This window comes from Rathayibacter sp. VKM Ac-2805 (assembly GCF_009834265.1).
Classification (GTDB): Bacteria; Actinomycetota; Actinomycetes; order Actinomycetales; family Microbacteriaceae; genus Rathayibacter.
In genome coordinates, this window is the sequence record NZ_CP047185.1 from 3,423,745 (window position 1) to 3,446,763 (window position 23,019).

Consider the following 23,019-nt stretch of genomic DNA (forward strand, 5'->3'; position numbering starts at 1 on the left):
GTGATGGGCGCCGTCCCGCCGCGGGAACGACGGCGCCTCCGTCCCGCAGAGGCGCGGGCTTCGCGGCTAGGCGCGCCTGCCGTCGGGCGGGAGGATCGACGCCTGGATGAGCGGCACGGGGAAGTGCGACGCCCGCAGCGGGTCGAGCAGGCTGTCGGTGATCCCCGCGGTGAAGTCCTCCGTGCCGAAGACCTTGAACAGCGCCTCCCGCCCGAACTTCGAGCTGTCGGCGACGAAGAACGCCTCGCGCGCGGACGCCATCATCAGCCGCTTGAGCTCGAGCTCGTAGCTGGTGGTGCTGTAGATGCCGTCGTCGCCCACGGTGTCGGCGCCGAAGATCGCGACGTCCACCCGCAGGTTCGAGAGCTGCTGCACCGAGGTCGGCCCCCACATCGAGAAGGCGTTCGGCAGGAGCTCGCCCCCGATGAAGACGAGGTGGATCGTCTGCTTGCGGGCGACGGCGAGGGCGACCCGCAGGTCGCCGGTCACGACGGTGAGGCGCTGGTTCTCGAGGTGCCGCGCGACCTCGAGCGTCGTGGTGCCCCCGTCGAGGAGGATCGTCTGCCCCTCGAGGACGCGCTCGGCCATCGCCCGCCCGATCGCCGCCTTCTCGCTGCGGTGCAGCTCCTCCTTGAAGTGGTGCGGAGTCTCGGACTGCTTCACCGGGATCGCGCCTCCGTGCGTGCGCTTGACCAGGTCCATCGCCTCGAGCCGCTCGAGGTCGCGCCGGATGGTCGACGGAGTGACGTCGAACCGCTCCGCGAGGTCTCGCACCGACTGGAAGCCGCCGTCCTGGAGGGCGTCGACGATCTCTGCTTGACGGGACATCCCACACCTCGATCCTGGTCTCGCCTCCGTCGAGGCTACGGGGCGGAGCGGGGAGGAGGCGCAGACGGCGCGCGGAAACGCGCAGATTGCGCGCATGCGCGGGCGGTTGCGCGTCTCAATTGCCGGGTGCGCGGCGAGCCTGCGCGGTCCAACGCGCCGTTTGCGCCCGGGATGCGCGATTCGCGCGCTTCTCCCGTCTGATGCGCGAAAGAGTGCAGCCATCTGCGCGTTATCGCTTGACGCAGTGCTCGATCAGCGATTAGCGTCGGGCTCCTGCGACGGATTCCGACACAGCAGCGTCAGAACACCGCACCGGATGAGGGCCGAACGGCCGCCATCCTCTCGTTCACGAAGGAGTCAACGAATGGACCGCTCTCGACTTTTCCGAGGCATGACGCTCGCAGCGGGCGCCGCAATCCTCCTCACCGGATGCACGACCGTCGGCGCCGGCTCCGACACCGCCGCCGGCAGCGGAGGCTCGGCCGCCGCGGGCGAGATGGTCATGGTGACCGTCGTCAAGGCGCAGACCATCCCGTGGTTCCAGCGCATGGCCGTCGGCGTGCAGGACTTCGCCGACGAGACCGGGATCGACGCCCGCCAGGAGGGCGCCGACGACGTCAGCCCCGAGAAGCAGACCGCGATCGTGCAGGACCTGATCGCGCAGCGCCCGACGGCCATCACGGTCGTCCCGAACTCGCCCGAGTCGCTCAGCAACGTACTCGCCCAGGCCCGCCAGCAGGGCATCATCGTCGTCTCGCACGAGGCGTCCGGCATCGAGAACGTCGACGTCGACATCGAGGCCTTCGACAACGCGTCCTACGGCTCCGAGATCATGGACAACCTCTCGGAGTGCATGGGCGGCGAGGGGAAGTACGTCCAGTTCGTCGGCGGCCTGACCGCGAAGACGCACATGGAGTGGGTCGAGGCGGCGTACGAGACGCAGCAGGCCGACTCCCCCGGCATGACGCGCGTCGAGACCCCCATCGAGAGCACCGACAACCAGGAGACGGCGTACGAGCGCGCGAAGGAGATCCTCGCGAAGTACCCCGACATCGCGGGCTTCCAGGGCTCCGCCGGCAACGACGTCCCCGGCATCGCGCGCGCGGTGCAGGAGGCGGGCCTCCAGGACCAGGTGTGCGTGATGGGCACCTCGATCCCGTCGGTGGCCAACCAGTACCTGGCCGACGGCTCCATCGACAAGATCTTCTTCTGGGACCCGGCCCTCGCCGGTGAGGCCCAGCTGTCGATCGCGAAGATCCTCGCCGACGGCGGCGAGATCACCGAGGGCACCGACCTCGGCGTCGAGGGCTACGACTCGCTCAAGAAGCTCGACGGGTTCGACAACGTCTTCGTCGGGAACGCGTCCGTCGCGGCCGACGCGGAGACCGCCGCGCAGTACGACTTCTGATCCCCCTCCACCCCCCGCTCCGGGGCGCGCCGCCCGCGCGCCCCGGAGCACCCTCAGGAAGGTCGACGATGACCGACGCTCCCCCCGGCACCACCGCCCCGATCCTCAGCGCCCGCGGCATCACCAAGCGATTCGGCGGCGTCACCGCCCTCGACGGCGTCTCGCTCGACCTGATCCCCGGCGAGGTGCACTGCCTCGCCGGCGAGAACGGCTGCGGCAAGTCCACCCTGATCAAGATCATCTCCGGGGCCGAGCGCCCCGACGCGGGCGAGATCTCCATCGACGGGGACACCCGCTCCCGGATGGACACCACCTCCGCGATCACGAGCGGGATCCAGGTCATCTACCAGGACTTCTCGCTCTTCCCCAACCTCACGGTCGCCGAGAACATCGTGCTGACCTCGGCCGTCGCGGCGAAGCACCGCCTCTACCGCGCCGGCACCGCGCGCCCCCGGGCGAAGGCCATCGTCGACGAGCTGCAGCTCGACCTGGACCTCGACGCCGACGTCGCCGACCTCTCGGTCGCCGACAAGCAGCTCACCGCGATCTGCCGCGCCCTCGTCAACGACGCGCGCGTCATCATCATGGACGAGCCCACCACCGCGCTGACGCACACCGAGGTGGCGCGGCTGTTCACGATCGTGGAGCGGCTGCGCAGCCGCGGCGTCGCGCTCGCGTTCGTCTCGCACAAGCTCGAGGAGGTCCTCGAGATCTCGCAGCGGGTGACGATCATGCGCTCCGGCCGCGTGGTCACCAGCGGCCCCGTCGCCGACTTCGACCGCCGCTCCATCGCCGAGCACATGACCGGCCGCGAGCTCGACGAGTCGCGGATCGTGAGCACGCTCGACGAGTCGGCGCCCCCGATGCTCGAGGTCGTCGGCCTCTCCCGCCCCGGCGCCTTCCACGACGTCTCGTTCTCGGTGCGCCCGGGCGAGATCCTCGGCATCACCGGACTCCTGGGCTCGGGCCGCACCGAGATCGCGGAGGCCGTCTTCGGCTCCCAGCCCGCCGCCTCCGGGATCATCGCCGTGGACGGAGCGCCCACCGCGGTGCGCAGCATCCGCGACGCCGTCCGCGCCGGGATCGGCTACGTGCCGGAGGACCGCCTCTCGCAGGGCCTCTTCCTGGAGAAGCCGATCGCGGACAACATCATCGCGGGCTCCCTCGACGCGCACCGCACGCCGTGGCGCTCGCTCGACAAGCGGCGGATCCGCGCGACCATCGACCGGCTCTTCGCCGAGCTGTCCATCAAGGCCCCGAACCCCCAGGCGCCCGTCCGCTCCCTCTCGGGAGGGAACGCGCAGCGCGTGGTGATCGCGAAGTGGCTGGCGACCGACCCGAAGGTGCTGATCCTCAACGGCCCCACGGTCGGAGTCGACGTCGGCTCGAAGTCGCAGATCCTCGAGCTGCTGCGGCGCGAGGCCGCCCGCGGGATGGCCGTCGTCGTGATCTCGGACGACGCCCCCGAGCTGGTCGCCTGCTGCCACCGCGTGCTGGTGGTCGCCCGCGGCCGCATCGCCCACGAGCTCCGCGGCGACGAGATCACCGCCGAGAACCTCCAGAACAGAATGGCGGTCTGACGTGTCCACGCTCCGATCCCTCCGAGGCGCGAACAACGAGGGCGTCCTCGCCCTGGTCCTGGTCGCCCTCGTGATCGTCATGACGGCCGTGAACCCGGTCTTCTTCAGCGCGACGACGGGTCTGTCGATCCTCCGCAGCGCCACCGTGCCGCTGATCTTCGCGCTCGCGGTCCTGATCGTCATCGTCTCCGGAGGCATCGACGTCTCGTTCGCGGCCGTCGCGATCTTCTCGGCCTACACGGCGGTCAGCGTCACACTCGCCACCGGGCAGGACCTCCCCGCGCTCGCGATCATCGCGATGGCCGTGGTGATCGGCGCGGTGCTCGGCCTGGTCAACGGCTTCGTGATCGCGAGGTTCCGGCTTCCCACACTGATCGTCACGCTCGGCACGCAGGGCGTGTTCGTCGGTGTGATGTACACCTTCGTCGGCGCCCAGTACTACGCGCAGCTGCCCCCGTCGCTCGCGGCGCTCTCCTCGGTCAACGTCGTCGACGTGGCGACCTCGGGCGGCCGCGCGGCCCTCCACCTGATGACGCTGCTCGCCGTCGTGCTCGCGGTCGTGGTCTGGCTGATGCTGACGCGCACGATGTTCGGACGCTCGCTCTACGCGATCGGCGGCGACATCGAGGCCGCCCGCCGGGCGGGCTTCCGCGTGGTCAGGACCCAGCTCTCGGTCTACGTCCTCGTCGGCGTCCTCGCCGCCCTGGCCGGGATCGCGCACATGGTCCTCGGCCGCAGCGCGAACCCGCAGGACCTGGTGGGCGACGAGCTCGACATCATCGCCGCGGTCGTCCTCGGCGGCGCGTCGATCTTCGGCGGCCGCGGGTCGGTGCTCGGCACGGTGCTGGGCGTCGTCCTGATCCAGGTGATCAACAACAGCCTGCTGCTCGCCGGCGTCCCCAGCGCCTGGCTGCGCGCCGCGGTCGGAGTCCTGCTGATCGTCGGAGTCGGCGTGCAGGCGATCGCCGCGCGCCGCAAAGCGAAGCGGGTCCGGCCCGTCGACGACGACGTGAGCCACGAACGAGAGAGCGCGAGGGTCGCATCATGACCGACGGATCCCGGACCACCTCCGAGCACCCGGCTCGGCGCATGAACGACCGCCTCGACGCGTTCACCCGCGGTGTCGTCGGACGCGCCGCGGGCAACCGCGGGACGGGCCGGATGCTCATCGCGCTCGTCGTCGCGGTCGCGATCTTCGCGATCGCCAATCCCCGCGTGTTCCTCAGCCCGCTCAACCTGCAGAACATCGGCGTCGCGGCTCCCGAGATCGGCGTGATCGCCATCGCGATGATGCTCGCCATGCTCACGGGCGGCATCGACCTCTCCCTCGTGGCGATCGCCAACCTGTCGGCGGTGACGATGGCGACGATCTACTCCCAGGTCGCCGCCGCCGACCCCGCCGCCGCGGAGGCGATGACCGTGCCGATCGTCCTCGCGGGCCTGGTCGTCGGAGTCCTCTGCGGCGCCCTCAACGGATTCCTCGTGAGCGTCGTCGGGATCACCCCGATCCTGGCGACCCTCGGCACCATGCAGATCCTCAACGGCATCGCGGTGGTGTGGACCGGCGGGACCACGCTCTACGGAGCGCCGTCGGCCCTGACGACCTTCGGCATGATGGCCGTCGGGCCCGTCCCGGTGCTGTTCCTGGTGCTGCTCGTGGTGGCCGTCGCGGTCGCCCTGCTGATCAACACGACCTCCCTCGGCCGCAAGGTGCAGCTGGAGGGAGCGAACCCCGAGGCCGCGCGCTTCTCGGGCATCCGCAGCGTCAGCGTCCTCTCGCGCAGCTACATGATCGGCGGGCTGCTCGCCGGCGGCGCCGGAGTGCTGTTCCTCGCCCGCAACCCCACCGCGTCCGCCGACTACGGCTCCTCGTACGTGCTGCTCGTCATCGTCATCGCGGTGCTGGGAGGGACGAACCCCTCGGGCGGCTTCGCCTCGGTCGCCGGAGTCGTGCTCGCCACTCTCACCCTCCAGGTCGTCTCGAGCGGATTCACCGCTCTGCGGCTGACCTCCTACGAGTACGCCATCGCCCAGGGCGTCCTCCTCATCGCCGTCATGGTCCTCGACTCCGTCACCGCGAACCGGCCGCGCCGGCAGCGGGCGACGGCCCCGACCCCTCCCGCGCCCGCGCGGCCCACCGTGGACGCGTCCACCAGAACGGAGCACCAGTGAAGAAGATCATCAACGAGCCGAAGGACTTCGTCGACGAGTTCGTCGAGGGCATCCTGCTCGCCCACCCGACCCTGGTGAAGACGCCGGGCAACGACCTGCGGATCCTCGCCCGCGCCGACGCCCCCGTCGCGGGGAAGGTCGGGATCGTCACGGGCGGCGGCTCCGGCCACCTGCCGCTGTTCAAGGGCTACGTCGGCACGGGGCTGTGCGACGCGGTCGCCATCGGCAACGTGTTCTCCTCGCCGTCGTCCGCGCAGATCCTGGAGGCGACCAAGGCCGTCGACGGCGGCGCCGGCGTCCTCTACCTGTACGGCAACTACGGCGGCGACGTCTTCAACTTCGACCTCTCGGTCGACATGGCCGAGCTCGAGGGGATCCGCACGCTGACCGCCCTCGGACGCGACGACGTCGCCAGCCAGCCGAAGGAGCGGGCCGCGGACCGCCGCGGAGTCGCCGGGATCTTCTTCGCGTTCAAGGCGGCCGGCGCCGCCGCCGAGCGCGGGGACTCGCTCGACGAGGTCGCGGCCGTCGCCGAGGACGTCATCGAGCACACGGCGACCATGGGAGTGGGCCTCTCCCCGACGATCCTCCCGATGACGGCCAAGCCGAGCTTCGAGCTGGCCGAGGACGAGATGGAGATCGGGATCGGGATCCACGGCGAGCCCGGCATCCACCGCGGCGCCCTCGAGTCGGCGGACAGCATCGCCGAGCACCTCACCGAGCGGCTCGTCGCCGACCTCGGCATCGGCGAGGGCGACCGCGTGGCCGTGCTCGTCAACGGCATGGGCGCCACTCCCCTCGAGGAGCTGTACCTGCTCTACCGGCGGGTCCACGGGCTCCTCGCCGGGCGCGGCGTCACCGTCGCGAAGAACTACATCGGCGAGTACGCGACCAGCCTCGAGATGGCCGGAGCGTCGATCTCGCTCCTCGCCCTCGACGACGCGCGTCTCGAGCTGCTGAACGCCCCCGCCCAGTCCCCCTTCTTCCGAGAGGTCTGATCACGATGAACGGAACCGAACTCAGCTCCGCGATCGCGAAGTGCCTGGTCGTCTTCCCCGAGCACGCCGACGAGCTCGGCGACCTGGACCAGGCGCTCGGCGACGGCGACCTGGGCATCACGGTGTCGCTCGGCGCCAAGGCCGCCCGCGAGGCGCTCGCGCTGCTCCCGGACACGGCGACGCCGACCGAGGTCGTGCTCGCCTGCGCCAAGGCCTTCGCCAACGCGAACCCGTCGACGATGGCCGCGCTCGTCGCGGGCGCGCTGCTCGCCGGCTCCCGCGTCTGGGGCGACGCCGCCACCATCGGCTCCGGCGACGTCAGCGCCTTCGCGCTCGCGGCCGCCGAGTCGATCAGCCAGCGGGGCAAGTCGCAGGTGGGCGACAAGACGATCCTCGACGCGATGTTCCCCGCGGCCGAGGCGCTGCGCACGTCGGAGCCCGGCCCCGCCGCCCTCGACGCGGCGATCGCGGCCGCCGAGCAGGGCGTGATCAGCTCGAAGGAGCTGCAGTCCCGCCGCGGCCGTGCGTCGTGGCTGCAGGACCGCAGCATCGGCCTGCAGGACCCCGGAGCCACCGCCTACCTGCGGTTCCTCCAGTCCTGGAAGGCCGCCACTTCCGACCAGGGGGCGGAGCTCCCCGCGGAGACGACCTCCGACACAGAGATGAAGGTGCACTGAGATGGCGAGAATCGGATTCCTCGGACTGGGGACCATGGGACGCGGCATGGCGGACAACCTCGTGAAGGCGGGGCACGACGTCACCGTCTGGAACCGCAGCGCGGTCCCCGAGGTCGCGGGAGCGGCGACGGCCGGGTCCGTCGCCGACGCGGCGAAGGGCGCGGACTTCGTCCTCTCCTGCTTCGCCGACGACACGGCCGTGCGCGAGGTCGTGCTCGCCGAGGGCGGGCTCGCCGGCCTCGTCGATCCGTCGACGATCGTCGTCGACCTGTCCACGATCAGCCCCGAGGCCAGCGACGAGGAGCGCGCGGCGTTCGACGCCCGCGGCGTCCGCTTCCTGGACGCCCCGGTGTTCGGCTCGAAGGGCGAGGCCGCGGCGGGCGGGCTCTGGGTCGTCGTCGGAGGTGACGCCGAGGTCTTCGCCGAGGCGCGGCCCGTGCTCGAGGCGATCAGCGAGACCGTCCACCACATCGGCCCCGGCGGCTCCGGTGCGCGGATGAAGCTGGTCGGCAACCTGATCGTCGCGTCGCAGCTGCTCGCGCTCGGCCAGGCGCTCACCCTCGCCGAGAAGGGCGGGCTCGACCTGCACAAGGTGCTGGAGGTGCTCGCCGTCACCGACTTCAAGTCGCCGATCTTCGACGGCGTCGGTCCCTCCGTCCTCGCCGGCGACTACTCGCCGTCCTTCGCCCTCGCGCTGATGCAGAAGGACGCGGGGCTGATCCAGGCCTACGCGGACAGCGTCGGTGCGCCCGTCCCCGGCGTCGCGACGGCCCGCCACTACATCGACGAGGCGATGGCCGCCGGCTTCGGCGGGGAGAACGCCTCGGCGCTGATCAAGGCGATCGCCGCCGAGGCCGACGTCGACCTGACCCGGCGCTGACCCTCCGCCCCGGGGTGCCCCTGCCCGGCCGTGACGGCCGCCGCAGGGGCTCCCCCGGCACCCTCCCCGTCCCGGCCGCGCCGCGTGCTTCACTGGAGGGATGACCACGCGTGACGACCACATCGCCGACTTCGCCGAGTTCCTGACCGCCTCCCCCTCCTCGTACCACGCGGCCGCCGAGGCGGCACGGCGCCTCGAGGGAGCCGGATTCACGGGGCTGGACGAGACGCAGGCGTGGCCCGCGGAGCCCGGCCGGTACTACGTCGTCCGCGACGGCGCGATCATCGCCTGGCACCTGCCCGAGGGCTCCGGGGCGACCACGCCCTTCCGCATCCTGGGCGCCCACACCGACTCCCCGGGCTTCATGCTCAAGCCCCGGCCGACGATCGGCTCGAAGGGCTGGCTGCAGGCCGGTGTCGAGATCTACGGCGGCCCGCTGCTCAACTCCTGGCTCGACCGCGAGCTCGAGCTGGCCGGGCGCGTGGTCACCCGCGACGGCTCGACGCGCCTGCTCCGGACCGGCCCGCTGCTGCGCATCCCGCAGCTCGCGATCCACCTCGACCGCACGGCGAACGAGGGCCTCACCCTCGACCGCCAGAAGCACACCGTCCCCGTGTTCGGCATCGGCGACGCCTCCGAGGTCGACCTGCTCCAGCTGCTCGCCGCGCACGCCGGGCTCGACGAGGCCTCCGACATCGCCGGCTACGACCTGCTCACCGCCGACACGCAGGAGCCGCGCCGCTTCGGCCTCGACGAGATGTTCCTCGCCGCCGGGCGGATGGACGATCTCAGCTCCGTGCACGCCGGCCTCGTCGCGCTCCTCGCGGCGAGCGCCGATCCCGCGGCGCCGCCCGCGCACATCAGCGTGCTCGCCGCCTTCGACCACGAGGAGCTCGGCTCGGCGAGCCGGTCCGGAGCGAGCGGGCCGTTCCTCGAGGACGTCCTCTCGCGCATCGGCACGGCCCTCGGCGCCGGTGTCGACGAGCGCGCCCGGGCGATCGCCGCCTCCTGGTGCCTCTCGGCCGACGCCGGCCACTCCGTGCACCCCAACTTCTCCGAGAAGCACGATCCCGCGAACCAGCCGGTGGCCGGGAAGGGGCCGCTGCTCAAGATCAACGCGACGCAGCGCTACGCGACGGATGCGCGCGGCGCGGCGCTGTGGGCGGGCGTCTGCGAGCGCGCCGGGGTCGGGTACCAGGAGTTCGTCTCGAACAACTCGGTGCCGTGCGGATCCACGATCGGCCCGCTGACCGCGACCCGGCTCGGCATCTCCACGGTCGACGTGGGAGTGCCGCTGCTCTCGATGCACTCGGCGCGCGAGCTCGCCCACGTGGACGACCTGGTCGCCCTGACCGCGGCGATCGAGGCGTTCTTCACTCCCTGAGCGGGGTCCGGGGCGACCGGGGCCCGTGGCTCCGCGCAGCCTGTGGGCGGACCCTGCGACTCCGCGCAACCGCCAGGCGGGCCCCGCGGCTCCGCTCAGTCGCCGGGCGGCCGCCGGCGCTGCTGCTTCGTCTCGGAGCGCCGCTGCTTCGCGGCGAGCCGCCGGCGGGTGGAGCCGCGCGTGGGCCGGGTCGGGCGCCGCGGGGCGGAGGGAGGCGCGAGGGCCGCGGTGATGATCCCGCGGAGGATCTCGAGGGCCGTCTCGCGGTTGCGCAGCTGCGAGCGCTCCTGCGCCACCGTGACGGTGACCGCCCCGGAGACGAGCCGCCTCCCGAGGCGCTCGAGCAGGCGCGAGCGCTGCTCGTCCGAGAGAGCCGTCGACTCCTCGACGTTCCAGGTGAGCTGCACGCGGCTGTCGGAGGTGTTCACGTGCTGCCCGCCGGGCCCGGAGGAGCGCGAGAACCGCCACTGCAGGTCCGATGCGGGGACGACGAGCCCCGGCCGCACCTCGAGATCCATGCGGCAAGCCTGGCACGCGCCCACCCCGGAGCGGGAGCGCCGGCGATCCGCTCCCGGGTGCGGTGTCCTCTTCCGGACGTGTCCGCTACAGGCTCTTGTCCCCTCCGTGGTCACGTCCGGACACTGGAGAGGTGCCCGGGCGGGCGCATCGGCCGACTCCTCAGGGCCACCCGAAGGCGTCGAGGGGTCGGCCGCACGGCTCGGTCCCGCGGGAGCTCAATCGCGCGGCACCGTCTCGGCGAGGTCGATCTCGCCGTCGCCCAGCGCTCCCGGCTCGAGTGCCTCCGGATCGTCGAGCACCGATTCGCCCACACCGGCGTCGCCGTCGCGGGTGCGCGAGTCCGCCGCCCACGCCGTGCCGAGCGCGAAGAGCGTCGCCACTCCGTAGTGCTCCATCGCGGCGGCCACGCGGCGGCGGCCGGTCCGAGGGTTCATGCCGAGCCGGTGCGACGCGGTCTCGAGCGTGACGCCCTGGCGCATCAGCCGGAGCAGCGGCAGCCAGCTCTGGTCGACGGCTCCGATCGGAGCGGCCTGCCGCCACAGGACCTCGAAGTACGACTCGACCAGCCCCGCCAGCGCCGCATGGCGCACGCCGAGCACGCTGGTCGGCTTCGTCTCGCCCCGCTCGAACGGGACGGCGAGGTGGTCGCCGTCGACCCAGAACCAGCTCGGCGGGCTCTCGAGGAGCCGGTACTCGACGCCCGCCGCCTGGTACGCCTCCACCCGGGCGAGCACCCGGGGGTCGCGCGCGCCGGCGGCCGGCATGATGACGCGCACCCGGTCCTTCGCCGCGAGCGCGTGCCCGAAGCGGACCGCCCGCTCCGTCGGCGGGTCGAGGAACCGCTCCACGTTCGGGAGCACCGCCACGAGCGAGCCGCAGTCGCGGCGGATGAGGTCGAACCAGAGGTCCTCGGACGCGTGCGGCCCGTGGCGGAGGAGCATCGGCACGGGATCCGTCGTGTCCTCGCCGACCCGCCAGGCGCCGAGCAGCATCGGCAGGCCCGCGACCACGCTCTCGATCCCGTCCAGCGACTCCCTGCTCGCCCGCCGCGCCGACTCGGTGTGCCGGGCGATGGCCGCGGCCGCCCACTCCATCGGCGCCGGAAAGTCGAGCTGCTCGCCCTCGCCGCCCATGAGCCCCCGGCCGCGGAGCCGCTCGATCGCCGCGGCGACCTCGGCCTCGTCGATGTGCGTCAGCTCCGCCGCGTCGGCCAGCGTCGCCGGCCGCCCCCGCAGCAGCGCGGCCAGGAGTCCGTCGTCGTCCATGCGTCTCCTTCGCTGTGGGCCGTCACCCGAGGGTGCCGTCTCCGGGGTCCGGGGAGCAAGAGACGCGCGGCGGACGGCGGGGAGCGGCCAGGCGGGGGCGGGGGATGAACTCGTGACGAGCACGGACCTCGGCTCACCTGAGGACGTCCAGCGGAATCCTTCTTCTCCGCTCTCGATCGCGATCTCTCGCAGTGGCGCCTCGTCACCGGGAAGGCGGTGGTCACTGCGGACGTCCGGGATCGATCAGGAGCGCGGTACTGCGGTCACTCGGACAGCAGCGGGATCGAGCGGCCCAGGCGCCTGCCGTACTCGGCGATGGCGCGGCCGACGGGGAGCCGCTCGGCCTCGTAGCGCTCGAGTGCCTCGTCGACCGGGTGCCGCGCGAGGGAGGCGGCGAGGGCCAGCGCGTCGCCCGCCGCCTTGGCCGCGCCCATGGCCGTGTGCGGCCGCACCGTCACGGCGGCGTCACCGAGGAGGGCGACCCGGCCGCGGACCGTCCGCGGCGGGACGTAGTCGACGATCGCCTGCAGGAAGGGCTGCGACTCGGCCAGGACGGCAGCCGCGAAGGGCGGCGGCAGGCGGTCGACCGCGTCCTCCTCGAGCCGGCGGCGGAGATCGGGAGCGAGGTCGCCGGGCGCGAGGGACACGCTCTCCGGCGGACGGCCGGACGCCGTCATCACTCCGCGGAGGGCGTCCTCCGCGAGGGGCCGGTACCAGACCCAGTTGTAGCGCCGGCGGCCGGGCTCCACCTCGCCGGCTGGTCCGGGGACGAGGTAGCCGAGCATGTGCTCGCCGGGCGCGGTGTAGAAGACGAAGCGTCCGAGCAGAGTCGCCGCGGCCCCGGCGGGGAGCGCCGACTCCGGGATCAGCCCGCGCCAGGTCGAGTAGCCGGCGTAGCGGTTGCCCGGCGCCTCGGGCGCGACCGCCGCGCGCACGACGGATCCGAGGCCGTCGGCTCCGATGACGACGTCGAACTCCAGGCCGCTCCCGTCGCGCAGCTCGACGACGACCGGGTCCGTCCCGACCGAGGGGCGCACCCCGGCGACGGCGTGGCCGAGGAGGTAGCAGTCGGCGGGGATCTGCGCGCGGAGCGTGTCGTAGAGGTGGTCCCACGACACCTGCGTCTGCGGGGAGGGGTCGCGGCCGATCACGCGCCCGGAGCGGTCGAGGGTGATCCGCTCGTGCGCGACGACGCCGACCCGCGCCTCGTCGTCGCGGCCGATCGCGTGCAGGAGGTCGATCAGGTCCTGCTGGGCCACCAGCCCGGCGCCCCGCCGCGACAGGCCCGTCGCCGACCGCTCGAGGACCGTCACGCGGTGCCCGTCGCGGACGAGCAGGGCCGCGGCGAACAGTCCGCCGATCGAGCCGCCGACGATCCCGACGTCGAGCGGGCGCACCGCTCCTCCTGCTGCCATGAGCGCGACCGTACCGGCGAGCGGGCGGCCCTCGTTCCTACAGACGGCGGAACGGCGCCCCTCAGGCGCGGTCGTCCGCCCGGAGCGACCGGATCATCCCGCGGAGCAGGCGCGCCGCCGCCTGCCGCTCCTCCTCCGCGAGCCCCTCCAGCATCCGCAGCTCCACCCCGCGGACGGCGGCGGACGCCTCGGCGAGGCTGCGGCGTCCGCGCTCGGTGAGCCTGGCGGGGAGCGCCTTGCCGACCGGAGCAGCGTCGGGGCGGGTGACGACGCCGTCGCGCTCCAGAGTCTGCAGCAGGACGTTCATCGACTGCCGGGTGACGAAGGCGCCCCGCGCGAGCTCCGAGTTCGAGAGGCCCGGCCGCTGGGCGAGGAGCTCGAGGCAGGAGTAGTGGGTGACCGTCATCCCGAGCGGGCGGAGCACGGCCTCCATCGCCGCGCGCAGGGCGCTCGACGCCTCCTTGAGGAGGTAGCCGAGCGAGGTCTCGAGGTCGATGCCGTCTTGACTCATGTCAGTATTCTGACATACGCTCCTGTGTGTCAGAAATCTGACACAACCGAGGAGGAACCCCATGCCCGTCACCGGCCCCGACTTCGTCTCGCTCCAGGTCCGCGACCTCGCGGCGTCCCAGGCGTTCTACGAGCAGTACCTCGGCCTGGTCCGCTCGCCCGCCGGCCCGCCGCACGCCGTCGTCTTCACGACGACTCCGATCGCCTTCGCCCTGCGCGACCTCGCGCCCGGCACCGACCTCGACTCCGCCTCCCGCCCCGGTGTGGGCGCCGCGATCTGGCTGCACGCGACCGGCGTGCAGGAGATCCACGACGCGCTCGTCGCGGACGGGCACCCCGTCGTCGCGGCTCCGATCGACGGCCCGTTCGGGCGCACCTTCACCTTCGCCGACCCGGACGGGTACCACGTCACCCTGCACGACCGCGCCTGAGCGGAGTGGGACGGGGCGGGGCCGACCGCGCCTGAGCTCAGCGGGGCGGAGCGGACGGGACGAGGCCGGGCGCCTCAGCCCATCGCGCGCAGCTGAGCGGCGAAGAGGTGCAGCGAGCGGTCGACCTCGGGCAGCGCCGGCGTCCGGTTCAGGTGCCCGTGGGGCATGCCGGCGGCCAGGTGCCCGGTCACGGCGACGCCCGCCTCCGCGAGCTGGCGCAGGAGCAGCTCAGCCGACCCGCGCAGCTCGTCGTACTCGTTCACGAGGACCGTGACCGGAGGCAGACCCGCCAGCGGCGCGGAGCCGGGCAGCGCCTCGACGGGGAGGTCGGAGATCCGGCCGAGGTAGGTGCGCACCATGCCCTCGATGCTCGACGGAGGGAAGCGGAGGACCGGCGGCAGCTCCCGCAGCTCGGCCGCGATCGCGTCGTCGACGGCGGGGTTGGGGAAGTGCGCGAAGGGGTAGGCCAGGAGCACGTGCTCCGGCAGCCGCGCGCCGGCATCGCGCTCGCGGAGGACCGCGCCGAGGGCCAGGGCGGCCCCCGCGCTCGCGCCGCCGATCGCGACCGGTGTCGATCCGGCCTGCGTGCTGCGGAGGTGCCGCCAGGCGGCGTGCACGTCGTCGAGGGGGACGGGGTAGCGGACGTCGGGGCCGGCGAGCCGGTAGTCGACGGAGACGACCCGGGCCCGCGCCCGGTCGGCGAGCTCCGCCGCGACGACGTGCGACTCGCGCATGTCGACGCTGCCGGCGGCGAATCCTCCTCCGTGCACCCAGAGCAGAGCGCGCTCGGGCGCGGCGGGCGAGTACACGCGCAGCGGGACCGGTCCGTGCGGGCCGGACGCCGTCTCCGCGACGACGTCGATCCCCTCCGGCAGCGACCAGGGCCCCGGATCCTCCTCGAACGCGGCCATGCGGGCGGCCTGCTCGGCGTCGAGCGGATACGCGAGGCCGTCCAGGAGGGGCAGCCGATCGGCGAGGTACGGATCGAGCGGCATCGGCGCCTCCTGCGGGGTCGGGGTCGCGGACCACGCTAGCCCGACCGCGGCGCCCAGGTCCTCGAGCGGTGCCGGCTCAGCCGCGGCGCTGCAGCAGCAGCACGCCGTCCAGGAGCACTGCGGCCGTGCCGTCGGGGGCGGTCACGGCGCGCTCCCGCGTCTCGACGAGCAGGGCGGTCCACTCGGCCGGGTCGAGGGCGAGCTCGGCGAGCTCCTCCTCGGGGGCGACGAGGTGCGCGGCTCCGTGCCGGTGCTCGTCGGCGCTCGCCCACGGCGGAGGCGCGACGTGCGAGACGACGGCGAGGCGCCCGCCCGGAGCGACGACGGAGGCCGCCCGCCGCAGCACCTCGATCCGCGGGAACTCCGCCATCGAGTGCAGGAAGCTCGCCGTCACCAGATCGAACTCCCCGACGACCGGCCAGCCCTCGGCGAGGTCGGCCTGCACGAACTCCACCTCGGCGCCGTGCTCGACCGCGGCTGCGCGCGCCCGGCTCAGCGCCGTCTCGGAGAGGTCGAGCCCGGTCACGCGCCAGCCGAGCGACGCCAGCCACAGCGCGTCCGCCCCCTCGCCGGCGCCGAGGTCGAGGGCGCGGCCCGGCGGCAGCGAGCCGACCACCCCGACCAGCGTCGCGTTCGGGCGGCCCGACCAGATCCGATCGGAGTCGGCGTAGCGCGCCTCCCACTGCTCGCGTGCGGTGCTCATGCTGCTCCTCGTCCCCGGGCGCAGGGGCACCCGGGTCGAGGATGCCGCGCCGCCGGTCCGGCCGCCACCGGTCGTGCCGAAGCGGCACGGGCGCCCGCACCCGCGGATCGGACGGCCGGACGGAGTCGCGGCGCCGCGCGGACCCGCCGGACGCACTTCCCCGACACGCCCCGCGCCGATTAGCGTCGGTGCATGGCCCTCCGACTCGAAGAGATCATCGTCGACTGCACCGACTTCCGCACCCTCGGCCACTGGTGGCAGGAGGCGCTCGGCTGGGACGTCGTCGACGAGGACGAGGACGGCATCGAGCTGCTCGCCCCGTCGGGCCGCGGGCCGAGCCTCCTCTTCCTCGACGTACCCGAGCGCAAGACCGTGAAGAACCGCCTGCACCTGGATTTCGTGCCGGACGACCAGGAGGCGGAGGTCGCGCGGCTGGTCGGCCTGGGGGCGACGCGGTCCGATGTCGGGCAGGGCGAGCAGTCCTGGGTCGTGCTCGCCGACCCGGAGGGCAACGAGTTCTGCATCCTCTCGGCGCGGGAGTGAGAGCGCTTCCACTTTCCGGGACGGTTGTCGGGAAAGCGCTTCCATGCGCATGCATCGAAAAAGATTCTGAAATGTCAAGGGTAGAACGATCGTTCTCGACTCCCTAGCATCGCCTCCGACGCGTTTCCCGACCGGGAGCGCGCGGAGCCGAGGAGTCACCGTGACCACCTACGACAGACCCGTCGCCGCCGTCGGCATGACGCAGTCGCAGCAGCAGGGCGAGCTGCTCGCCGGCCGCGCCCTCGAGAACCGCGCCCTCGGCCTCTACGCGTACGCCTACCGCCTCACGCTGTCGGACTCCGCGGCGAGCGCCGCCCTCCGCCACGCGGCGGTCACCGTCCGCAGCGGACGGCCGCAGGGACTCGACGACACGGGCGCCCTCGACCTGATGCGCTCCGAGGTCGGACGCGCGAGCGTGCAGCGCGGCGGCTCCGCGATGGAGCGCGCCGAGCAGGCCCCGCCGGCGATCCGCGAGGACGACCTGCTGCGCTCGGGCTTCCACCGCCGCCTGCACGCCCTGCCGACGCTCGAGCGCCAGGCCTGGCTGCTCCGGCACACCGGCGGCCACGACGTCGACGCGATCGCGGCGATGCTGCAGGAGCCGGCGGAGCGCATCCGCTCGGCCCTCGCCTCGGCCGCCCGCACGCTGGTCGAGGGCGAGCTGGCCGAGAGCGAGTCCGCGGAGTAGCGCGGCACGAGGTGCCCGAGAGACGCCGGGTCCAGCCGGCGGCGCCCCTCAGGCGTCTGGGACCCGGCCGCGACTCGGCGCGACCGGGAGGACGGGGTCAGTCGAGGTAGTCGATGTCGTCCCACGGCTGGTGGACGTCACCGGTGTCGCGGTCGTCGTCCGGCACCTCGAGCTCCTCGAAGATCACCGGAACACCCGTCGAGATCAGGACGCTGACCTGGCGGTTGCCCACGATCACGAAGTCGACGAGGCCTCCTCCGGCCTGCGTCGCCTCGGTCGCCGACCGCTTCAGCTCGGCGACGTCGGTCCCCTGGGACAGCCCGTAGGTCTTGCCCTCGATGGTGACGGTGGTGCGGATCATGTGGCGCTGCTGCTCCTCGGCTCGATGGGTTCAGCGTACGAATCGAGACAGAGCGCTGCCAGGCCTTGCGGTGGACGCCCGCGGCTGCCACGGGTGAAGGGGCCGGCCGAGGCGAGCGGCGTCCGGAGCCGCGGCCGGAAGCAGCGTGACGGGCCGCCCGGGCGGATCCGCCGCTCCTGACCTCGGTTCCGGACGTCGGGCGGCGGAGTCAACCGGGCGCGCTCCACGGAGCTCCCGCCGTAGCGTGGAATCTGTCCGCACGTTCCGCATCCAGCGACAAGGAGGATCCGATGACCGAGAAGAACACTCCCGAGGACCCGCAGACCACCGACCCCGAGCACGTCGACCCCGAGACGGCCACCGACCCCGAGGGCGACCCGGTCGAGAACCCGTCGGGCTGACGCCCGCACCGGAACGGCTGCGGCCACCGGGACCCCGCTGAGAAGGCGGAGTCCCGGAGGTCGCGGGCCGTTCCCGTGTCCGGCGCCGCCATACTGACGGAGTGCAGGCCGAGGACGACGAGCGCAGGGATCTCGAGCGGATCCTGTCGGCCCGACCCCGCGACGACGGCGCCGACCGGGACGAGCGGCGCGAGGCGCTGCGACGGCTCGGCGAGCTGGAGGCGGAGGACGCTCCTCCCGGAGTGACGGGGTCCAGCGCTCAGACCGGCGCCGCGCCGTCCGTGGCGCAGCCGGGTACGGCGCATCCCGGGACGGCGACCGACTCGCGCGCCCCCCTGCCGGCGACCGCACTCCCGCTGTCGGCGACCGCCGGCTCCGAGACTGCGGAGTCGCCCGCCGAGCACCCCGACGGGCCGGCCCCGCGGACGCCGCACCCGCGCCGCCGCCGCCTCGTGCTCGCCGCCGCGATCGTCGGCGGTGCCGCGGTCGGCGCGATCGTCCCCACCGCGCTCCTCCTCCCTCCGCCCGCGGACCCCGTCGCCGCGCCGACCGCCTCCGCGGATCCCGCCGACCGCTTCGCCGCGCTCGTCGAGGGCTGGGAGCCGACCGCCGACGTCCCGCCGGGCCTCGCCCTTCTCGCCGGGGAGGCCGTCGTCTACGGCTCCGGGTTCGACACCGCCGAGAACGACCGCCTGCTGATCACCGAGCCGAACGGCACCACGGTGTGCCTCGCCGTGCAGCGCCCGGACGCGTCCTTCTTCGCCGGCTGCACCGGCTCGGAGGCGTTCTTCGCCGGGGAGCCCCTCCGGGTCAGCGGCACGACGCTCCGCAGCGGCGCCCCGGTGTACACGCAGATCCTGCTCCGCCCGGACGGGACGATCGAGGGCGGCTACCAGCTGGTGCCGGAGTCGCCGCAGCCCGAGGCGGAGGACCCCGGAACGGTGGAGTCCGGGTCGGTGGAGCCTGCGACCAGCGAGCCCTGAGCCGCCGGGGCCGCGACCAGCGAGCCGTGAGCCTGCGACCAGCGAGCCGCTAGGCGCGCGTCGCCTCCGCCGCGTCCGCGATCACCTCGGCCGCGGACGCCGTCCGCTCCCACACCGCGCGCTGCCGCTCGGCGCCCGTGCCCCGCGCCAGGACCCGCTCGACACCGCACGCCGCGACCTCCTCGTCGCCCGACTCCGCCAGCGCCCGACCCGCGTGGTCGAGCAGGCGCGCCAGTACCGCGGAGGCGGGGGCCGGGCAGCCGTCGACCGGATCGACGAGGTCGCCGGTCGTGCCGTGGCGGCTCGCCAGCCAGGAGGAGACGGCGATCACCGGAGTCGGCAGCGGCACGGGCGGGACCCCGGCGCTCGCGTCGCGGACGGCGGTCTCGGCGAGCGCCCGGATCAGGACGGCGATCAGCGCGGAGTCCTCGGCGTGCAGCGGGACGTCGGAGATGCGCACCTCGACGGTCGGATGCGCGCGCGAGAGGCGGGCGTCGAAGTAGAGCATCCCCTCGTCCAGCAGCACGCCGCACGAGGTGAGGGAGGCGACGACGCGGCGGTACTGGGCCAGGTCGCCCCAGATGCCGACCGGGCCGGCGGTGGGCCAGCGCCCCCACGACTGGTAGCGCCAGCTGGCGAAGCCGGTGTCGACGCCGGCGCTCAGCGGGGAGTTGGTGCTCAGGGCGAGGAGGGCGGGCAGCCAGCCGCGCAGCCGGTCGAGGACCGCGATCCCCTCCTCCGGCGACCCGATCCCGACATGGACGTGCAGGCCGCAGGTGAACTGCTCGCGGGCGACGAGGCCGAAGCGCTCGGCCATCCGGTCGTAGCGCTCGTCGGCCGAGAGGTGCGGCTCGAACGCGGCGGGGCTGGTCGCGACCGCGACGGCGCGGGCACCGACCTCGCGGGCGGAGTCGTCGGCCAGGCGGCGACCCTCGCGCAGTCCGGCCAGCAGCGCGTCGTGCGTGCGGGCGGGCGAGCCGACCGCCTCGATCTGCTCCGCCTTGAGCTCGGCGGCCAGGGCGACCGCAGCGGAGCCGCGCACGGAGCCGAGCAGCAGCGGCGCCGCGGGCGTCGGGAGGAACGTGCCGGCGTCGACGAGGAGGTACTCCTCCTCCACCCCGAAGGTGCGGGCGCTCATCGGAGCGCCTTCCGCCCGAGTCCCCCGCCGCAGCCCACCCGGTCATCCCACCGTGCCGGGCGCCCGCCGGGCAACCGTCCTCGGCCGATGTTCAGCGTCGGGACGCCCGCGACGCCGGTCCGCGGGCGGGCTGTCAAGGCCGGGTGCTGCCGAGTGCGGAGCGGCAGGATCGGAGCACACCCAGAACCGGAGGTCCCCGTGCCCGACAGCACTCCCGAGCAGGCCGAGTACGACGTCGCCGTCATCGGCGCAGGACCCGCGGGGACGGCCGCCGCCCTCCGCGCCGCTGAGCTGGGAGCGCGCGTCGTCGTGCTCGAGGCCGCGCGCGTCGGCGGCACCTGCGTCAACACCGGCTGCGTGCCCACCCGCGTCCTCGCGAAGACGGCGCGGATGATGCGCGAGACCCGCTCCGCCGGCGACTACGGGATCGAGATCGGCACTCCCGTCCTCGACTGGGCCGCGACCGTGCGCCACGTGCACGAGCGCGTCGACCGGGTGCGCTCGATCAAGCGCGAGGCGCAGCGGTTCGAGGAGGCGGGGGTCGACCTGATCCACGAGGGCCGCGCCCGCTTCGTCGACGAGAGCACCCTCGTGCTCGACAGCGGGCGGCGGATCCGCGCGCGCTCGATCATGGTCTGCGTCGGCGGGCACTCGCGGCGGCTGCCGATCCCGGGCGCCGAGCTCGCGACCGTGCCGGAGGACGTGCTCGGGCTGACCGAGCTGCCGCGCCGCGTCGCCGTGATCGGCGGCGGCAACACGGGCGCCCAGCTCGTCACCGTCTTCAACTCCTTCGGCTCGGAGGTGACGCTCCTCGACGTCGCCCCGCGGATCCTGATGACCTCCGACTCCAGCATCTCCGAGCACGTCGGCGCCGCCTTCGAGCGCCAGGGCGTCCGCGTCCGCACCGGGATCGAGACGGTGTCGGGCATCGAGCGGCAGGACGACGGCTCGCTCGCGATCGCGTGGCGCGAGGGCGGCGAGGACCGCACGGCCGAGGTCGACGAGGTGATCATGGCCACCGGCTGGCCCGCCGACGTCGAGGACCTCGGACTCGAGAACGCGGGCATCGAGGTCGTCCGCTCGGCGATCCCCGCCGATCAGTACTTCCGCACGGTGGTGCCGCACATCTTCGCGGTCGGCGACGCGAACGGGCGCGACATGCTCGTGCAGGCGGCGCAGTTCGAGGCGGAGGCCGCCGCCGAGAACGCGGTGCTCGGCGCGAACCGGCGCACGCCTCAGTTCCTCCTGCCCGCGGGCGGATTCACGGACCCTGACTACGCGGGCGTCGGCTTCACGCAGGAGCAGGCCCGCGAGCGCGACCCGCAGTGCGTCGTCGCCTCGGTGCCGTTCTCCAATTTGGACCGCGCCGTCATCGACGACCGCGAGAACGGGTTCCTCACGCTGATCGCCGACCGGCGCCGCGAGCTGCTGCTCGGCGCGCACGCGGTCGGCGAGAACGCGATCGAGGTCGTCCAGTCGGTGACCACGGCGATGGCGGCCGGAGTCGACCTCGCGACCCTCGCGAACGTCCGCTTCGCCTACCCCACCTACAGCGCGGTGATCGGGATGGCGGCGCGCGCCCTGCTGGCCGAGCCGGCGCGCCCGACCGAGCTGGACTGACGCACTACCCGATCCCCGGAGGCGGCGCCAGCCCCGAACCGGCGGCCCGCCGCCTCCGAACCACTGGAGACGGGCACTCCGCCCGCCCCGCCGAGAGGAACCCCCGTGCCGATCCCCGCTGTCGACTACAACCACGTCCGACTCACCGTCCGCGACATCGCCGTCTCGCGCCCCTTCTACGACTCCGTCTTCGGCTTCGACGTCGCCTTCGAGGCGCCGCCGGCCGACGCGTCGCCGGAGGAGAAGGAGCAGCTGGCGTTCGTGTTCGGCGGGGTGATCTACCAGTTCCCGGGCGGACTGCTCGGCCTGCGCCCCGTCGCGCCCGGCGACGACCGCTTCGACGAGGACCGGGTCGGACTCGACCACGTCAGCTTCACCGTCCCCGACCTCGACGCGTTGAAGGCCGCCGCGGCCGTGCTCGACGACCTCGGCATCGCCCACGAGCCGATCAAGGACGCCGGCGGCATGAGCCTCCTCGAGTTCCGCGACCCCGACAACATCGCGCTCGAGATCACGTCCCCGAGCTGATCGGAGCAGCGCGCGCACGATCGGGCGGGTCTCACCAGGCCTCCACGCTGATCAAGTAGCGCGCGTATCGAGATCCCCCACGCTCGAGGGGGCGGGTCTCGATCCGCCGTTGCGCCGCTACTCGACCAGCGAGGGTCCCCGCCGTGCTGATCGAGTAGCGCGCTCAGCGCGCGTCTCGGGATCCCCGCGAACCCACGGAGCGCGGACTACGGACGACGGCGACGGTACGGAGTCGTCGTCGACACCCGGACCAGGCCCGCGCGCTCCAGGATGGGCCGCGAGTACTCGGTCGAGTCGCTGTGCACGAGGGTCTTCCCGAGTGCCTGTGCGGAGGCGGCGCGGGCGGCCGTGACCAGGCCGTAGAGCCCGCGTCCGCGGTACTCCGGCAGCGTCGCTCCGCCCCAGATACCGGCGAAGGCGGTGCCCGGGACGGGCTCGAGCCGGCCGCCGGACGCCATCCGCCCGTCGACCTCGGCGACCCACAGCTCCATGCCGTCGCCGCGCGCCAGGCGGGCGACGAGCGAGTCGGCGATCGACACGTCGATCTCCTCCTCGAAGGCGGCGTCGATCATGGCGCTGAACGCGCGGACGTCCGGCTCGTCGACGACCCGCCGCAGCACGACCCCCTCCGGGACCGGCCGGTCCGAGAGCAGCGCCTCGACCGGGCCGATCATGATCGACTCGGCCTCGTCCGGCGCGAAGCCGTTCGCGACGAGCTCGTCGTGCAGGCCGGGGGCCTCGTCGTGGCCGCGGGTCTTCCACTCGACGCGGGTGATGCCGGGATCGGCGTCGAAGTGCGCGCAGGCCGCGGCGACCAGGCGGGCGATCTCCGCGGAGGAGGCGCCGGCGAGGTCGCGGTAGGTGACGAAGCCGCGTCCGCCGGCGAAGGTCACCAGACGCAGAGGCCCCTCGCGCGTCACGGAGACGGCGCTCGGGGTCTCGGCGTCGGAGCGGAGCTGGTCGTCGTAGGCGCGGAGGTAGTCGGAGCTCAT

Annotated in this window: 24 protein-coding genes; 14 read left to right on the forward strand and 10 right to left on the reverse strand. The window is 73.5% G+C overall.

Annotated elements, in window-relative coordinates:
* Positions 1-66: 66 nt before the first annotated feature.
* Positions 67-828 carry a DeoR/GlpR family DNA-binding transcription regulator gene (locus tag GSU40_RS16030; protein WP_104238145.1) on the reverse strand — a complete coding sequence of 254 codons (762 nt, stop codon included), beginning with the start codon at positions 826-828 and terminating at the stop codon, positions 67-69.
* 391 nt (positions 829-1,219) lie between these two features.
* Here GSU40_RS16030 and GSU40_RS16035 point away from each other — a divergent pair, with 391 nt between their 5' ends.
* From GSU40_RS16035 to GSU40_RS16070, 8 genes are all read left to right on the forward strand, one after another.
* A complete protein-coding gene (locus tag GSU40_RS16035; protein WP_244229521.1) occupies positions 1,220-2,236 on the forward strand; it encodes an autoinducer 2 ABC transporter substrate-binding protein in 1,017 nt (338 codons plus the stop codon).
* Positions 2,237-2,304: 68 nt separating this feature from the next.
* Complete coding sequence (locus GSU40_RS16040) at positions 2,305-3,816, forward strand: sugar ABC transporter ATP-binding protein (protein ID WP_104328618.1); 1,512 nt, start codon at positions 2,305-2,307, stop codon at positions 3,814-3,816.
* A gap of 1 nt (position 3,817) precedes the next feature.
* Positions 3,818-4,864: an ABC transporter permease gene (locus GSU40_RS16045; protein ID WP_244229522.1), complete on the forward strand. Its 1,047-nt coding sequence runs from the start codon at positions 3,818-3,820 to the stop codon at positions 4,862-4,864.
* Complete coding sequence (locus GSU40_RS16050; RefSeq protein WP_244229523.1) at positions 4,861-5,988, forward strand: ABC transporter permease; 1,128 nt, start codon at positions 4,861-4,863, stop codon at positions 5,986-5,988. Before GSU40_RS16045 ends, GSU40_RS16050 begins: the two co-directional genes overlap by 4 nt.
* Entirely contained in the window at positions 5,985-6,986 is a 1,002-nt protein-coding gene (locus GSU40_RS16055) for a dihydroxyacetone kinase subunit DhaK (protein WP_160035836.1), read from the forward strand. Before GSU40_RS16050 ends, GSU40_RS16055 begins: the two co-directional genes overlap by 4 nt.
* A 5-nt stretch (positions 6,987-6,991) precedes the next feature.
* Entirely contained in the window at positions 6,992-7,663 is a 672-nt protein-coding gene (locus GSU40_RS16060; protein WP_160035838.1) for a DAK2 domain-containing protein, read from the forward strand.
* A 1-nt stretch (position 7,664) separates the two neighbouring features.
* A complete protein-coding gene (locus GSU40_RS16065; protein ID WP_104352532.1) occupies positions 7,665-8,543 on the forward strand; it encodes an NAD(P)-dependent oxidoreductase in 879 nt (292 codons plus the stop codon).
* A gap of 100 nt (positions 8,544-8,643) precedes the next feature.
* Entirely contained in the window at positions 8,644-9,927 is a 1,284-nt protein-coding gene (locus GSU40_RS16070; protein WP_160035840.1) for a M18 family aminopeptidase, read from the forward strand.
* Positions 9,928-10,022: 95 nt separating this feature from the next.
* Here GSU40_RS16070 and arfB read toward each other — a convergent pair whose 3' ends face one another.
* The 4 genes from arfB to GSU40_RS16090 all read right to left on the reverse strand — a co-directional run bounded on the left by arfB (position 10,023) and on the right by GSU40_RS16090 (position 13,637).
* Positions 10,023-10,445, reverse strand: coding sequence for an alternative ribosome rescue aminoacyl-tRNA hydrolase ArfB (gene arfB, locus GSU40_RS16075; RefSeq protein WP_160035842.1), 423 nt, complete (start codon positions 10,443-10,445; stop codon positions 10,023-10,025).
* Between the two features lie 216 nt (positions 10,446-10,661).
* Positions 10,662-11,711: a hypothetical protein gene (locus GSU40_RS16080; protein WP_160035844.1), complete on the reverse strand. Its 1,050-nt coding sequence runs from the start codon at positions 11,709-11,711 to the stop codon at positions 10,662-10,664.
* Positions 11,712-11,974: 263 nt separating this feature from the next.
* The gene (locus GSU40_RS16085) at positions 11,975-13,126 is read right to left on the reverse strand and encodes an FAD-dependent monooxygenase (RefSeq protein WP_167299042.1); all 1,152 of its coding nucleotides are present in this window, start codon (positions 13,124-13,126) and stop codon (positions 11,975-11,977) included.
* A 61-nt stretch (positions 13,127-13,187) separates the two neighbouring features.
* A complete protein-coding gene (locus GSU40_RS16090; protein WP_104225858.1) occupies positions 13,188-13,637 on the reverse strand; it encodes a MarR family transcriptional regulator in 450 nt (149 codons plus the stop codon).
* Positions 13,638-13,698: 61 nt separating this feature from the next.
* Here GSU40_RS16090 and GSU40_RS16095 point away from each other — a divergent pair, with 61 nt between their 5' ends.
* Positions 13,699-14,067, forward strand: a complete 369-nt coding sequence (locus GSU40_RS16095) for a VOC family protein (RefSeq protein WP_104225857.1) — start codon at positions 13,699-13,701, stop codon at positions 14,065-14,067.
* A gap of 74 nt (positions 14,068-14,141) precedes the next feature.
* On the opposite strand, the gene GSU40_RS16100 is transcribed toward GSU40_RS16095, so the two are convergent.
* Together GSU40_RS16100 and GSU40_RS16105 are read right to left on the reverse strand one after the other, a co-directional pair.
* A complete protein-coding gene (locus GSU40_RS16100; protein WP_160035846.1) occupies positions 14,142-15,062 on the reverse strand; it encodes an alpha/beta hydrolase fold domain-containing protein in 921 nt (306 codons plus the stop codon).
* Positions 15,063-15,138: 76 nt separating this feature from the next.
* On the reverse strand, positions 15,139-15,765 hold the full coding sequence (locus tag GSU40_RS16105) for a class I SAM-dependent methyltransferase (RefSeq protein WP_160035848.1): 627 nt from the start codon (positions 15,763-15,765) through the stop codon (positions 15,139-15,141).
* 192 nt (positions 15,766-15,957) lie between these two features.
* Here GSU40_RS16105 and GSU40_RS16110 point away from each other — a divergent pair, with 192 nt between their 5' ends.
* Positions 15,958-16,308, forward strand: a complete 351-nt coding sequence (locus GSU40_RS16110) for a VOC family protein (protein ID WP_104224051.1) — start codon at positions 15,958-15,960, stop codon at positions 16,306-16,308.
* A gap of 160 nt (positions 16,309-16,468) precedes the next feature.
* Positions 16,469-16,996 (forward strand): hypothetical protein, encoded by a 528-nt coding sequence (locus GSU40_RS16115; protein ID WP_104224052.1) that lies wholly within the window; start codon positions 16,469-16,471, stop codon positions 16,994-16,996.
* Between the two features lie 97 nt (positions 16,997-17,093).
* On the opposite strand, the gene GSU40_RS16120 is transcribed toward GSU40_RS16115, so the two are convergent.
* Entirely contained in the window at positions 17,094-17,357 is a 264-nt protein-coding gene (locus GSU40_RS16120; protein ID WP_104224053.1) for a hypothetical protein, read from the reverse strand.
* Between the two features lie 502 nt (positions 17,358-17,859).
* On the opposite strand from GSU40_RS16120, the gene GSU40_RS16125 reads away from it, so the two are divergent.
* Positions 17,860-18,741, forward strand: coding sequence for a hypothetical protein (locus GSU40_RS16125; RefSeq protein WP_160035850.1), 882 nt, complete (start codon positions 17,860-17,862; stop codon positions 18,739-18,741).
* Between the two features lie 49 nt (positions 18,742-18,790).
* Here GSU40_RS16125 and GSU40_RS16130 read toward each other — a convergent pair whose 3' ends face one another.
* Positions 18,791-19,879, reverse strand: coding sequence for a glutamate--cysteine ligase (locus GSU40_RS16130; protein ID WP_160035852.1), 1,089 nt, complete (start codon positions 19,877-19,879; stop codon positions 18,791-18,793).
* 198 nt (positions 19,880-20,077) lie between these two features.
* Here GSU40_RS16130 and GSU40_RS16135 point away from each other — a divergent pair, with 198 nt between their 5' ends.
* On the forward strand, positions 20,078-21,499 hold the full coding sequence (locus GSU40_RS16135; RefSeq protein ID WP_244229524.1) for an NAD(P)/FAD-dependent oxidoreductase: 1,422 nt from the start codon (positions 20,078-20,080) through the stop codon (positions 21,497-21,499).
* Positions 21,500-21,604: 105 nt separating this feature from the next.
* Complete coding sequence (locus tag GSU40_RS16140; protein WP_104223996.1) at positions 21,605-22,027, forward strand: VOC family protein; 423 nt, start codon at positions 21,605-21,607, stop codon at positions 22,025-22,027.
* Positions 22,028-22,233: 206 nt separating this feature from the next.
* On the opposite strand, the gene GSU40_RS16145 is transcribed toward GSU40_RS16140, so the two are convergent.
* Entirely contained in the window at positions 22,234-23,019 is a 786-nt protein-coding gene (locus GSU40_RS16145; RefSeq protein WP_160035856.1) for a GNAT family N-acetyltransferase, read from the reverse strand.